Genomic DNA, 12733 nt, shown 5'->3' with positions numbered 1-12733 from the left:
TCAGTGGCAATGGTTCAAGCTCCTACCAAACCCCTCACCCTTGACGAGTTCCTTAAACTGCCAGAGAGCAAACCAGCAAGCGAATTCATCAATGGTCAGATTCTTCAGAAACCTATGCCCCAGGGAAAACACAGCACAGTTCAAAGCGATCTTGTTCCAGCCGCAAATGCAGTTCTAAAACCAAACCGCATTGCCCGTGCTTACTCTGAACTGCGTTGTACATTTGGTGGCAGATCAACTGTGCCCGATGTCAGTATATTTATCTGGGAGCGCATTCCCCGCGACGAGAATGGCAAAGTGTCCAATACATTTGCGATTGCTCCCGACTGGACAATCGAAATTTTTTCCCCTAATCAAAGTCAAACTAAAGTTGTGCGCAACATTCTTCATTGCCTTGCTCACGGAACTCATATGGGCTGGTTGATTGATCCAGAAGAAGAAATGGTGTTTGGTTACTTTAGCGATCGCACCATCGCTCTTTTTGAGGAAAAGAGCGATCGCCTTCCCGTTCCACATTTTGCTGAAGCCTTTAGTCTTACAGTGGATCAATTGTTTGGTTGGCTAGAGGAATAGTCCCCAAAAGCTCCCCTACGATTGACTTTTCTAAAATCGGGATGACAGGATTTGAACCTGCGGCCCCCGACTCCCGAAGTCGGTGCGCTACCAAGCTGCGCTACATCCCGTTGCTGCATTTGACCTGTCAATAGAGTATCACAGGACTTTATAATTAGCAGAAGATTTAGTTTGAAGAGGATATAAGCCTTCTCTTCAAAAATTCCGCAGAATTGGAAAAGATTGATAATCTGTAAACTAGGCTCAAATTCATAAGTCGTAACAATTCCCTCGTCACCATGACTCATCCCTTTCTCGCTCGCTTGCACAGCCCCGATCGCCCTGTCTTGGTTTTTGACGGCGCGATGGGAACCAACATTCAGTCCCAAAACCTGACCGCTGAGGACTTTGGAGGAGCGGCATACGAGGGTTGTAATGAGTATTTGGTGGTGACTAAACCAGAGGCGATCGCCAAAGTCCACCGCGACTTTTTGGCAGCAGGAGCCGATGTAATCGAGACAGACACCTTTGGTAGCAGCCCATTGGTGCTAGTAGAGTACGATCTGGCTGACCAAGCCTATGACTTGAGCCGCAAGGCAGCAGAGTTGGCAAAACGTTGTACCGCCGAGTATTCTACGCCCGAAAAGCCGCGATTTGTGGCGGGTTCCATTGGCCCTGGAACGAAGCTACCGACGTTGGGGCACGTGGGCTATGACGAGTTGAAAGCGGCGTTTGTGGTGCAGGCAGAGGGCTTGTTTGATGGCGGAGTGGACTTATTTTTAGTCGAAACTTGTCAGGATGTACTGCAAATTAAGGCGGCGCTGAATGCTATTGAGGAGGTGTTTGCGAAAAAGGGCGATCGCCGCCCCATCATGGTTTCAGTCACTATGGAACAGCAGGGAACCATGCTAGTAGGCACTGATATCAGTGGTGTGTTAGCAATTTTAGAGCCTTATCCCATTGATATTCTGGGGTTGAACTGTGCCACAGGGCCCGACTTAATGAAGCCCCATATTCAATATTTAACGGAGAATGCGCCCTTTGTGGTGTCATGTATTCCTAACGCAGGGCTACCCGAAAACATTGGAGGACATGCGCATTATAAGTTAACGCCAATGGAACTGCGGATGGCGTTGTTGCACTTTGTTGAAGATATGGGAGTGCAGGTGATTGGCGGTTGCTGCGGCACTCGTCCTGAGCATATTCGGCAGTTGGCAGAGGTAGCAGCGACCTTAACACCAAAAGAGCGATCGGTACGGGTCGATCGCCAACATTGGAAAAATGGAGCGGTTTACACTTCTGATATTCCTCGTCCTAACTTGGGGTACACGCCTGCTGCGGCATCGATTTATTCAGCGCAACCTTACGAGCAGGATAATTCGTTTTTGATTGTGGGTGAACGCTTGAACGCCAGCGGTTCTAAAAAGGTACGGGAACTTTTGAACGAGGAGAATTGGGATGGTTTGGTGGCGATCGCCCGTTCCCAAATCAAAGAGGGAGCGCACGTTTTAGACGTGAACGTAGACTTCGTGGGGCGAGATGGCGAACGCGATATGAAGGAGTTGGTATCGCGCCTAGTTACTACTGCTACTATCCCGCTGATGCTGGACTCGACAGAGTGGCAAAAGATGGAGGCGGGGTTGAAGGTTGCAGGAGGTAAGTGCATTCTTAATTCTACTAATTATGAAGATGGCGATGAACGCTTTTTGAAGGTGCTAGAACTGGCAAAAACCTATGGTGCAGGGGTAGTGATTGGCACGATTGATGAAGAGGGAATGGCACGAACTGCTGATCAGAAGGTTAAGATTGCAGAACGCGCTTATCATGCAGTGCTGGAATATGGTATTCCACCTCACGAGATTTTTTTTGATACGTTAGCGTTACCTGTTTCAACCGGAATTGAGGAAGATCGGGAGAACGGCAAAGCGACTATCGAGTCCATTCGCCGGATTCGGGAATTATTGCCATCCTGTCACTTCATGTTAGGCGTATCGAACATTTCTTTTGGTCTCAATCCGGCAACTCGGATTGTGCTGAACTCGATGTTTTTGCATGAGGCGATCGCTGCTGGCATGGATGGCTCCATTGTCAGTGCGGCAAAGCTGCTGCCTATATCAAAAATTACGCCAGAGCAGCAGCAAGTCTGTCGAGATTTAATTTACGATCGCCGTCGTTTTGAAGGCGATATTTGCGTTTATGATCCGCTGACTGAACTGACAAAAATGTTTGAAGGCGTGTCGGTTAAAGATGCCCGTTCTACTGCCACACTGGCAGATTTACCGATTGAGGAACGCCTGAAGCAGCACATCATTGATGGCGAACGTATTGGCTTAGAAGATGCGCTAAAAATTGCGCTAGAGCAGTACAAGCCGCTGGATATCGTCAATGTTTTTTTGCTAGATGGCATGAAAGTAGTGGGCGAATTATTCGGTTCGGGGCAAATGCAATTGCCCTTTGTGCTGCAATCCGCCGAAACTATGAAGTCGGCGGTAGCGTTCTTAGAACCTATGATGGAGAAGATTGAAGGCAGCAGTGACTCGAAAGGGGTTTTTCTGATTGCTACCGTTAAGGGAGATGTTCACGACATTGGTAAGAACCTCGTGGATATTATTTTGACTAATAATGGTTACAAAGTAATTAACTTAGGTATTAAGCAGCCTGTTGAAAATATTATTAATGCCTATAAAGAACATAAGGCAGATTGCATTGCGATGAGCGGTCTTTTAGTTAAATCAACTGCGTTCATGAAAGATAACCTCCAGACGTTTAGCGATCAAGGCATTACAGTTCCCGTTATTTTAGGAGGAGCGGCTCTAACACGTAAGTTTGTCTACGAAGATTGTCAGCGAGTTTATAAGGGCAAAGTGATTTATGGCAAAGATGCCTTTGCTGATTTGCACTTTATGGATAAGCTCATGCCTGCCAAGACAGAGCATCATTGGGATGACCTGAAGGGCTTTTTGGATGAGGCAGGTCATCCTGTTGATCTGATTAAGGATGAAGAAGTAGAAGAAGAGACAGCGATCGCACCAGCGGTAACAACAGAGCCAGTAGAGGAAGATACGCGGCGATCGGAAGCTATTGATGCTAACATTGCTCGCCCTACGCCTCCGTTCTGGGGAACCCAAATTCTTAATCCTGTTGATATTCCCTGGGAAGAGTTATTCTGGCATCTTGATTTGCAAGCCTTGATTGCTGGACAGTGGCAGTTTCGCAAGCCTCGTGAGCAAACCCGCGAGGAGTATGATGCTTTTTTGGAGGAAAAAGTCTATCCCGTTTTGGCGCGTTGGAAAGCTCGAGTTTTGACAGAGAACTTGCTGCATCCTCAAGTTGTGTATGGCTACTTTCCCTGTCAATCGGAAGGGAATTTACTTCATGTTTATGACCCAGATGTTTATGACTCAGATGGCTCTCGCACTCAGCCGTTTGTCACCTGGAAATTTCCTCGGCAAAAATCTATGCGCCGCTATTGCATTGCCGACTTCTTTGCCTCAAAAGAGTCAGGGCAAATGGATGTGCTGCCCATGCAGGCGGTAACGATGGGTCACATTGCCTCTGAGGTGGCTCAGGAGCTATTCAAAGCCAATAACTACACCGAATATCTTTACTTTCACGGTATGGCAGTCCAGTTAGCGGAGGCGTTGGCTGAATGGACTCACGCTCGCATTCGTCGAGAACTGGGCTGTGGCGACCAAGATCCTGATAATATCCGTGATATGTTGGCGCAGCGGTATCAGGGTTCTCGGTATAGCTTTGGCTATCCGGCGTGTCCCAATATTCACGATCAGTTTAAGCAATTGGAGTTGTTGAAAAGCGATCGCATCAATTTATATATGGATGAAAGCGAACAAATTTATCCTGAGCAATCGACTACGGCGTTCGTGGCATATCATCCGATGGCGAAATACTTTAGCGCTTAAAGATCTGCGTCAGCCGCTGATCCCATTGCTCAAAGGCGGGTTTCTCGCCTCGAATGTAGGGTGACCAAGCAATGAGTTGGATTAGGAGCCGATTCACCAGCGAGGCGGGAAACCGCATCGGACGAATAAAATCAATAAATAAAACGGCTCGAATTCCGTCAGTATGGTTCCACGCATCGTGGGGATAAGTATCGTCAAATAGGATAACTTTTCCTTCTTCCCAGTGCTGAACTTCTTCTCCCACTCGAATAGCGCATTCGGTCGCAGGTTCTGGAACTTTGAGGGGTAAATGCATCCGCACCACTCCTCTATAGGGGCCGCGATGAACTGGAATTGTCTTGTGGGGCATTAAAATGGAGAAAAATGCCAGATTGATGCCAGGAATGCTTTCAATTAAACGGGCAGTTTCGGGGCATTGTTGACAGTTGCCTTCTGCTTTAAAGCCATAGGCATAAAAAAAGTAAGTCTTCCAGAGGTTATCCGTAGTAACAGCATATTGATCTTTAGAAATATCTTGAAAATTAGGAAGTTCGTCCACTTTCTCTAGCAATACATCTAGCTCTTTACGAACGACTTGCCAATTTGCTTCTATTTCAGGAATCCAACTAAATTGTTCAGCCGCCAGAAAGGGTGTATCGCCTACGAGAGAATTGCGCCCAATGTAACCTTCTACGCGGCGGATAGCTTTCTCGCCTTCTGTTAAAATCCATTGTCGGTATTTGGCTTTCAGGTTTGTATAAAACGAATTCATTGAGCCATCCTCTTAGGGGAACAAGAATCATTTTTAACCGCCCAGAGCGTCAGTGAAATTTCGCCAGGGATCAGCAGTTTGGGTTGGTAGACAGGAACGATCGCCCTCTGAGCGACAATGGCGGCACGGAACTCTTTTGAGGGGTTAAAAAGGAATATCTGCTGACAAACGTTAGGAATACTTGAAGGATCACTTTGGGATAATATCTTAATTTCTATATTCTCTGCAAGATTCCGACTCAGGGATAATAAATCCATCGTTTGGGTTGATTCAGCAATGACTAGGGGGGCAGGCTTCGAGGTACCTGCAAGGGGTTGCACTTGGTTAATAACAGTAGCGATCGCCAGATTATGCAGATTCCGAATCTTTTGATATTTGGGTGATGTTTCTAGGTTCGCTGCGCAGGATAATATCCCCATTGAGATTAACACAACCCATAACATTTTCCAGACCTGTGGTTTTTCTGAGCGTAACTTGTGGCTAAACACAAAAGCGATCGCCAACTGTACTGCAATTTGACAGGGAATTAGATACCGAGGAGCCGTTGAGCTTTGACCGTTGGTCATCCAATCAATCACAACTAGACATAACGGTGTAGCGATCGCTAGCGTGAAAATAAATAGATGGACTGGACGAACTGATTGAGCTTGTACAAAGTAAAAGGAAAATCCAATCAGCGTTAACAACCCAATATCGGCAATGATCGCCGCAATGATCACGGCATCAACAGGAACATAAACCGGAAAGTCTACAAATCCGATCACAACGCTGTACAGCCCGATCGCCACTCTAGGCAGAAAACCCATCGGCACTCGCATCCAGGTTGTATTGTCCTGAAGCCGTTGCCAGTGCTGAACCATGATCCACAGCCAGGGCGTAAAGGCAAAGAGGGCGCTAGTGAAAGCGATCGCAAAATTCCTCAGCCGCGATCGTCTCCCCAGCATGATCCACGCCGCCTGACCTAGAGCGACCCAAATTGAGAGCAAAGACGTGTAAAACCCAAAGACAAGAGATAGCGCATAAAGCACCCAGATTCCGCGTTGATTGAGCCGTACTGCTTTCAACAACAATAGGCTAGAGAGTAGAATTGCAACCAGCCAAAGACTATAAGGACGGGCTTCCTGGGCATAAGCTACAAAGAATGGAGAAATAGCAGCCAGTGAAAGGGCAAGACTAGCGGCAAAGTGCGATTGAAAAAGCTCTAGCGTTAGTCCATAAAGACAGGGCAAGGCAATCAGGCTAAAGAGAACAGAGGGCGATCGCATTGCCGCCGCAGAACTGCCGAATACCATTGCCCAAGCTCTCACTATTAAAAAATAAAGCGGTGCATGTTCAGGGCTATTAGACAAGGCTCGGAAGGTGTCCTGCAAGTCTCGCTGAGGCGTGAGTTTTTGATAGTTGAGTAAATCTTGCGGATGAAGGATTTTGCCCGATGTTACCTCATTAATAATTTCAGTTCTGGTATAGCCCGCCACCCGAATTGACGTAGCCACTTCATCGACCCAGTAGATCTTGCGATCGAGATTAGCAATGCGAAAAAATAGACCTAGCAATAATAGGAGAATGACGAGCGATCGCCAGTTATAAACCCGGCTCAATGGTTTACTAAAATTCATTCCTTAAACCAGTTCCTACAGAATGTTTTCCTACAACAGCCCTGTGAACTCATATATCTGCCGCACTACATTCAAAATCTTCGTACCGTACTGGGTGTCTGCCGTCCAGCGCCCGCTCAGTTGATCTAACAACGGCGCAATGCCTCGCCGCACAAAGCGAAAGCGTGGATCAACCTCAGCCTGTCGCAATGGCTCTGTACTGGCATAGGCTTTGAGGTGCTGAATATGTGCCCGCACTCCCAAGCGCGCACTAGAAAAAGTTGCACCGCCCTCGCCTGTTCCAATCCCGCCCAAGCGCGCAAAATTGTTTTGTTCTGGTTTTACAATGCCACCAAAGCGCAAAAAGTTGGTTTCAATTCCCATTTGGGCAAAGGCAATATCAAAGTTAACGCCCTCTGCGTTGCCTTCTTCGCGGTAGAACTTGGGTAAGTCGGGAAAGCGGTTGAGAGCATCGGGGTTTTTGCTTTTTAGGAACGTGATCAACTGTACCAAAGAAGTATTGCCATGACCCATGATGCGATCGATCTGATCACCGCAGATTGACAGCGCCGATCGCAATGAAACGGTGCGGGTGTTGCCGTCCCAACCCACAGAAACATTAAAATCTCTTAGGTCAACGGCTCGAATAAAAACAATATTTTGATAGGTAATGCGGCGGTAGGAAAGGGGCAACTCAATTCCTAATTGATCAACTAAATCTAATGGAATATAAGCATTGCCCTCGACGACAATGCCCCGAGCTTCAAAAATACCGCCGTTGAGGTTGATGTTGCAATCTGGGTAAAGTCCTGGTGTAGGGACTGGGCTGGGCGACGGGTTGGAGGGAACTCTGCCCAGGCTCCAAGTTGCCAGTCCTTCAGCAATGCCAAGAGCCACATCCTGACGCTGATTTTGCAGAATGCGGCGATCGTCGGAATTTGTGAGCAGTCCAACTTCCATCAGCAAGGAAGGAATCACCACTTGCCGACAAAATGCCAGGTTGCCTAATCCTGTCTGGGTATCGGGTTTAGCACCTCGGCTGGGCATTTGGGGCACCCGGCGAATGTAGGTTTGCAGCAGCAGTTCTGCCTGGGCTTTCCGCTCTTCGTTGTTGGCAAGGTAAAAAACAGCAATGCCCCGCGTCGTTGTGTCACTGAAGGCGTTGGCGTGAATTTCTAGGGCAATATCGCCAACGGTAGCGCGACTGTTGACCCAATCGAGGGTTTGCTGCAAACTCAGGTCGTCGGGAACGGCGAGGGCTTCGTAATTGCGCGATCGCAAGGTCTGCACAATCAAATCACGCAGCAAAATCATTTCCCGCGCTTCAGTGACTCCATCCACCACAGCACCCGGATCGCGGCTGCCACTCTCAATGCCGCCATGTGCTGCCGAAACAATAATCCTTCCCATTATTCACTCTCCAGGGTCGCCCAACATTGCTTTTGTTCAGATGATCTGCTTTGCCAATTTCGCCCGCCCCTTAGCGAACATGCGATGATAGAAATAGGTCAGGTGTACCTATCTGGCGCGATCGCCTACCTGAGGCAGCAGTTCGCCTTTATTTCTTACAGAGTTTAGTTTACTTTATTAAGAGTTACGCCAGATGTAGCGGATTAGTTTACAACTAAAGCAGCAGCAACACTATTTGAGACGACTGTGAGCATTCCCCACCTTCACCCCGACACCATTGAGCAAGTCAAGCAGCGCGTTGACATTGTGGATGTCATCTCTGAGCATGTTGTGCTGCGGAAGCGAGGTAAGGATTTTACGGGGCTGTGTCCCTTCCATGATGATAAGTCTCCCAGTTTTAGCGTTAGCCCCACCAAGCAATTCTACTACTGCTTTAGCTGCGGCGCAGGCGGCAATGCCATTAAGTTTGTCATGGAAATTGGCAAGCAATCTTTCGGGGATGTGGTACTAGAACTGGCGAACCGCTACCAGATTCCTGTCAAAACTCTAGAACCTGCCCAACGGCAAGAACTCCAGCGACAAATTTCTCTGCGTGAGCAACTCTATGAAGTGGTTGCTATTACCGCCAAGTTTTTTGAACATGCTCTGCGGCAGCCATCGGGCGAAGCAGCCTTGGCATATCTCAAAGATCAGCGGCGGCTGAGTGATGAAACGATTCAGCAGTTTCAACTGGGCTATGCTCCGGCAGGTTGGCAAACGCTGTATGGCTACTTGGTTGATCACAAAAGATATCCGGTAGAGCTAATTGAGAAAGCTGGGCTGATTGTGCCGCGTCAAGCTGGACAGGGCAGCGGACATTACGATCGCTTCCGCGATCGCCTGATGATTCCCATTCACGATTTACAAGGGCGAGTCATTGGTTTTGGCGGTCGCGCTTTGGGCGATGAGCAGCCCAAGTATCTCAACTCTCCCGAAACTGAGCTTTTTGATAAAGGCAAGACGCTGTTTGCTTTAGATAAAGCACGAGCCGCGATCGCCAAAACGGATAAAGCTGTCGTCGTCGAAGGCTACTTCGACGTAATTTCTCTCCATGCTGTTAATATTACTAACGTGGTTGCCTCTATGGGCACTGCGCTCAGTTTGCCTCAAGTGCGATCGCTAATTCGCTACACCGAGTCTAAGCAAATTATCTTCAACTTTGATGGCGATACAGCCGGGAACAAAGCGGCAGAACGGGCGATCGGGGAGGTGGGCGATTTGGCTTATCAGGGCGAAGTCAAGCTGCGGATTCTTAATTTGCCTGAAGGCAAAGATCCCGATGAATTCCTCAAAATCCAGTCGGCAGAAGTTTACCAATCGCTTTTAGACAATGCGCCGCTTTGGTTAGACTGGCAAATTCAGCGCACCTTGGACGGGGCAGACCTCAATCAAGCCGATCAGTTTCAGCAAAGCACTCAGGCGATCGTCAAGCTGTTGGGCGATTTACCCAATGCCACCTTGCGAACTCATTATATTCACCGTTGTGCGGAACTGTTGAGTCATGGCAATCCCCATTTAACAATGCAGCTAGAAGCCGACCTGCGAACTCAGGTACGAGGACAACGCTGGCACGGGCGATCGCAAAAATGGCAGCGACCGGGCGATCGCACTCTCCAAGAAGAAGCCGAAGCTCAGCTTTTGCGCCTCTATCTACTGTTGTCTGAGTATCGCTCCTTCATCCGAGAATCCCTAGATGAACGCGACTTGGATTTTAGCTTGGCGCATCATCGCTTCTTCTGGCAGCAGATGATGAACATTGAAGAAATGGAGTTGCACAACCCCAAAGAACTGATCGATCAATTACAAGACCGTTGCGCCGAGTATCCCGACAAACTGGCATACATTTATCACCTAATTCAACTCGATGAAAAAACTAAACGAGATGTATTGCGTGCGCCTCTGGTGATTCGGGCGGCGATCGCCTGCATTGAGCGTGTCCTGTGCGAAAAACGCTATCGACATTTGCTCAACCTCTGGGAAAAAACCGATGACACCACGGCTCCTGAATTGAGGCAGTATTACCAGCAGCAAGTGTATGCCGAGAAATTGCGCATTGCCGAACTCGACCAACAGCAACGCCAAACTACTTTCACCGACTTGGCTCTCATTCCCTGGGTAGGCGAGTTTGCAGAAGCCCTGGAGCGTTCTTAGGCAAGCGTCTTAGACAAGCTACAATGCGGACAACATAAGGACAGGAAGCATGAGGAGACGAGTCCAATGGTGCAAGCGATCGCTAAATCCATTACCTTTGATGAGTTCTTGGAGTGGTATCCCGAAGACGGCAAACGATACGAACTGATCAGCGGACAGGTGATTGAAATGCGACCCATTGGCGATCATGAAGAAATTTCTGGGCTGCTGACTCGCAAAATCGATCGGGAAATTGAAGCCCTCAATCTTCCTTTTTTCATTCCAAAAACCTGCTGCGTCAAACCTTCTGGAAATGAAGATGGGTATATTCCTGATGTGATTGTGCTCGATCGCCCTCAGCTTCAGAACGAACCGCTTTGGAAAAAAGCATCGACCATTATTCACGGTAATTCTGTGCCGCTGGTAATTGAAGTCGTTTCGACCAACTGGCAAGACGATTATGCTAAGAAACTAGAAGATTACGAAGAAATGGGCATTGCTGAATATTGGATCGCCGACTATCGGGCACTGGGTGGGAAACGACATATTGGTTCGCCAAAGCAGCCCACATTCAGCGTTTACGCGATGCAGAATGGTTTATATCAACTTCAACAATTTCGAGGAAGCGATCGTATCATTTCTCCTCTCTTTAAAACTCTTAGCCTGACCGCTAACGAGATCCTTGACTTAAACTAATCGCATTCCAACGTTTCACGAGTTTCTCGTCCGGTCGTAGGATTTGTACCCGTTGCCATTTCGCATAGAATATCGTGCATATCTTTCCGCATCAGCACATCGGTAAAGTCTGCGCCCTCAATGTTGGCACGATTGAACTTAGTGCTGGCAGCAAACGCTCCTTCTAATACCGCGTCTTTCAAATTAGCATCAACCATTCGCGCCGAGTCTATCGTGGCGTAGCTGAGGTTCGCCCCTTCTAGATTTGCCCCTTCCAAATTGGTGCCAAACATTTGGACTCCACGCAAGTCAGTATGGCTGAGATTGCTGCCGCGCATGTTGGCTTTGGTAAACTCAGCATCGGTGAGTACTTGCCCTGAAAAATCGGCTTTGATTAAGGATTCGCGGTTGTAGTCGAGGGCGAAGGCAGGAGGGCAAAAGAAAGAAAATGTGGCGATCGCGCTCATCAAGAGACAAATGCAACGCCTCATCCAGCCGAGAATAAGAACCACTTTTTGATGCAATACAGTCATATGAAATATAAGATAGGCTCAAACAAAATCTCTACTTTTGATCCTACCTGAATGTAGAGAGCATCGTAGAATTAGACTTCAAGTTGGGTACTCTTCATCTACTTCTTTGTGAATTTTACCCATGCTTCAACCCTCTTCTGGCAAAGCTGTCCGACAAGCCGCTCTCGCCAAGGGCACACTGGCAGAAGCTTTGGTGGCGCAATGGTTGATTGAGCAAGGCTGGGAAATTTTAGAAGAACGTTGGCATTGTTCTATGGGCGAATTAGACTTAGTGGCTTATCGTTCTCCTCGCTGCTCTGACATGCCTGCTAACCTGGCGTTTGTTGAAGTCAAGGCACGCAGCAGCGGTAACTGGGATGCCAATGGAATGTTGGCTGTGAATGCTCAGAAACAGATCAAACTATGGCGATCGGCTCAATTATTTTTAGCCACTTATCCGGCATTAGCAAACGTGGCTTGTTCATTTGATGTGGCACTGGTGCATTGTCGGCGAGTGACAGGTCAAACAGGGGATGGGCTAAAGATTCCGAGTCCCGTGGAGTTAGGGAAGGCAGTGGCGATCGCCGGATATTTCCTGACGCTTAAACAATACATTCCTGCTGCCTTTGATGCCATAGAAACTTGAACGACGGAAAAACGGACAAAAAAAAGGCGCACAATGTACGCCTCAAGTTCACCACCCAAAATTTAGTTCCACTCTAAGCCAGTGTTTCGGGGCAATAGCCCAAGCCTTGAACAAACTGCTGACGGAACTCTTCAATGTCTGTGCGATCAGGGTTGCCATGGGAAACCACTGCCACTTGGTATCGTCGCATCACCTCAACTGGAGACTGCCCCGTTTCCAAACCCCAAAGCGCCATCCGTACCCGGATCTCAGGCTCGTAGGGAATTCCCTGCTCGTTGAGAAAAGCCCGGAAATCACCGTCTTCTTGTTGATCTAAAGCGCGATCGAGTTTGACCTTAACGACCCACCCATCAATTTGATGGATCACTGTGATAAAGCGAACCGGAAGCCAAGGCATAACATGGAGATGCTCGACCACTCGAAGGGTCAGACTGGCATTTGCGAGGTAATAGAGGTATTCCATGAGTTGACAGTCCTGGCAAGCGCTTACATATTTATCATTG

Annotated in this window: 10 protein-coding genes and 1 tRNA gene; 5 read left to right on the top strand and 6 right to left on the bottom strand. The window is 48.1% G+C overall.

Annotated features, from left to right (window positions below; translation table 11 throughout):
* Positions 1-9 precede the first annotated feature (9 nt).
* Positions 10-573, top strand: a complete 564-nt coding sequence (locus tag KME11_11865) for a Uma2 family endonuclease (GenBank protein ID MBW4515908.1) — start codon at positions 10-12, stop codon at positions 571-573.
* A gap of 36 nt (positions 574-609) precedes the next feature.
* On the opposite strand, the gene KME11_11860 is transcribed toward KME11_11865, so the two are convergent.
* A tRNA-Pro gene (locus tag KME11_11860) sits at positions 610-683 on the bottom strand.
* A gap of 168 nt (positions 684-851) precedes the next feature.
* On the opposite strand from KME11_11860, the gene metH reads away from it, so the two are divergent.
* Positions 852-4472 carry a methionine synthase gene (metH, locus tag KME11_11855; GenBank protein MBW4515907.1) on the top strand — a complete coding sequence of 1207 codons (3621 nt, stop codon included), beginning with the start codon at positions 852-854 and terminating at the stop codon, positions 4470-4472.
* Here the strand turns inward: metH and KME11_11850 are convergent.
* Genes KME11_11850 through KME11_11840 form a run of 3 tightly spaced genes read right to left on the bottom strand, consistent with a single transcriptional unit; the run spans position 4462 to position 8228 of the window.
* Positions 4462-5223 (bottom strand): aspartyl/asparaginyl beta-hydroxylase domain-containing protein, encoded by a 762-nt coding sequence (locus tag KME11_11850; protein ID MBW4515906.1) that lies wholly within the window; start codon positions 5221-5223, stop codon positions 4462-4464. The two genes, metH and KME11_11850, sit on opposite strands and share 11 nt — an antisense overlap.
* A complete protein-coding gene (locus KME11_11845) occupies positions 5220-6839 on the bottom strand; it encodes a glycosyltransferase family 39 protein (GenBank protein ID MBW4515905.1) in 1620 nt (539 codons plus the stop codon). Before KME11_11845 ends, KME11_11850 begins: the two co-directional genes overlap by 4 nt.
* 30 nt (positions 6840-6869) lie before the next feature.
* A complete protein-coding gene (locus tag KME11_11840) occupies positions 6870-8228 on the bottom strand; it encodes an N-acetylmuramoyl-L-alanine amidase (GenBank protein MBW4515904.1) in 1359 nt (452 codons plus the stop codon).
* Positions 8229-8474: 246 nt separating this feature from the next.
* On the opposite strand from KME11_11840, the gene dnaG reads away from it, so the two are divergent.
* A complete protein-coding gene (gene dnaG / locus KME11_11835; GenBank protein ID MBW4515903.1) occupies positions 8475-10418 on the top strand; it encodes a DNA primase in 1944 nt (647 codons plus the stop codon).
* A gap of 66 nt (positions 10419-10484) precedes the next feature.
* Positions 10485-11093, top strand: a complete 609-nt coding sequence (locus KME11_11830) for a Uma2 family endonuclease (GenBank protein ID MBW4515902.1) — start codon at positions 10485-10487, stop codon at positions 11091-11093.
* Here the strand turns inward: KME11_11830 and KME11_11825 are convergent.
* Entirely contained in the window at positions 11090-11605 is a 516-nt protein-coding gene (locus KME11_11825) for a pentapeptide repeat-containing protein (protein ID MBW4515901.1), read from the bottom strand. The genes KME11_11830 and KME11_11825 overlap by 4 nt on opposite strands.
* A gap of 121 nt (positions 11606-11726) precedes the next feature.
* Between KME11_11825 and KME11_11820 the strand changes: the two genes are divergently transcribed.
* Entirely contained in the window at positions 11727-12230 is a 504-nt protein-coding gene (locus tag KME11_11820; protein MBW4515900.1) for a YraN family protein, read from the top strand.
* A gap of 73 nt (positions 12231-12303) precedes the next feature.
* On the opposite strand, the gene KME11_11815 is transcribed toward KME11_11820, so the two are convergent.
* Positions 12304-12693, bottom strand: coding sequence for a hypothetical protein (locus tag KME11_11815; protein MBW4515899.1), 390 nt, complete (start codon positions 12691-12693; stop codon positions 12304-12306).
* Positions 12694-12733 lie beyond the last annotated feature (40 nt).

This window comes from Timaviella obliquedivisa GSE-PSE-MK23-08B, from assembly GCA_019358855.1.
Lineage (GTDB): Bacteria > Cyanobacteriota > Cyanobacteriia > Elainellales > Elainellaceae > Timaviella > Timaviella obliquedivisa.
The sequence above is the reverse complement of the archived record's forward strand: the minus strand, read 5'-3'. Positions and strand labels throughout refer to the sequence as shown.

Bases quoted from the DNA above. Each gene is read 5' to 3' on its own strand.
- KME11_11825 (MBW4515901.1), bottom strand. From the start codon at position 11,605: ATGACTGTATTGCATCAAAAAGTGGTTCTTATTCTCGGCTGGATGAGG.
- KME11_11830 (MBW4515902.1), top strand. From the start codon at position 10,485: ATGGTGCAAGCGATCGCTAAATCCATTACCTTTGATGAGTTCTTGGAG.
- KME11_11865 (MBW4515908.1), top strand. From the start codon at position 10: ATGGTTCAAGCTCCTACCAAACCCCTCACCCTTGACGAGTTCCTTAAA.
- KME11_11820 (MBW4515900.1), top strand. From the start codon at position 11,727: ATGCTTCAACCCTCTTCTGGCAAAGCTGTCCGACAAGCCGCTCTCGCC.
- KME11_11850 (MBW4515906.1), bottom strand. From the start codon at position 5,223: ATGAATTCGTTTTATACAAACCTGAAAGCCAAATACCGACAATGGATT.
- metH (MBW4515907.1), top strand. From the start codon at position 852: ATGACTCATCCCTTTCTCGCTCGCTTGCACAGCCCCGATCGCCCTGTC.
- KME11_11840 (MBW4515904.1), bottom strand. From the start codon at position 8,228: ATGGGAAGGATTATTGTTTCGGCAGCACATGGCGGCATTGAGAGTGGC.
- KME11_11815 (MBW4515899.1), bottom strand. From the start codon at position 12,693: ATGGAATACCTCTATTACCTCGCAAATGCCAGTCTGACCCTTCGAGTG.
- KME11_11845 (MBW4515905.1), bottom strand. From the start codon at position 6,839: ATGAATTTTAGTAAACCATTGAGCCGGGTTTATAACTGGCGATCGCTC.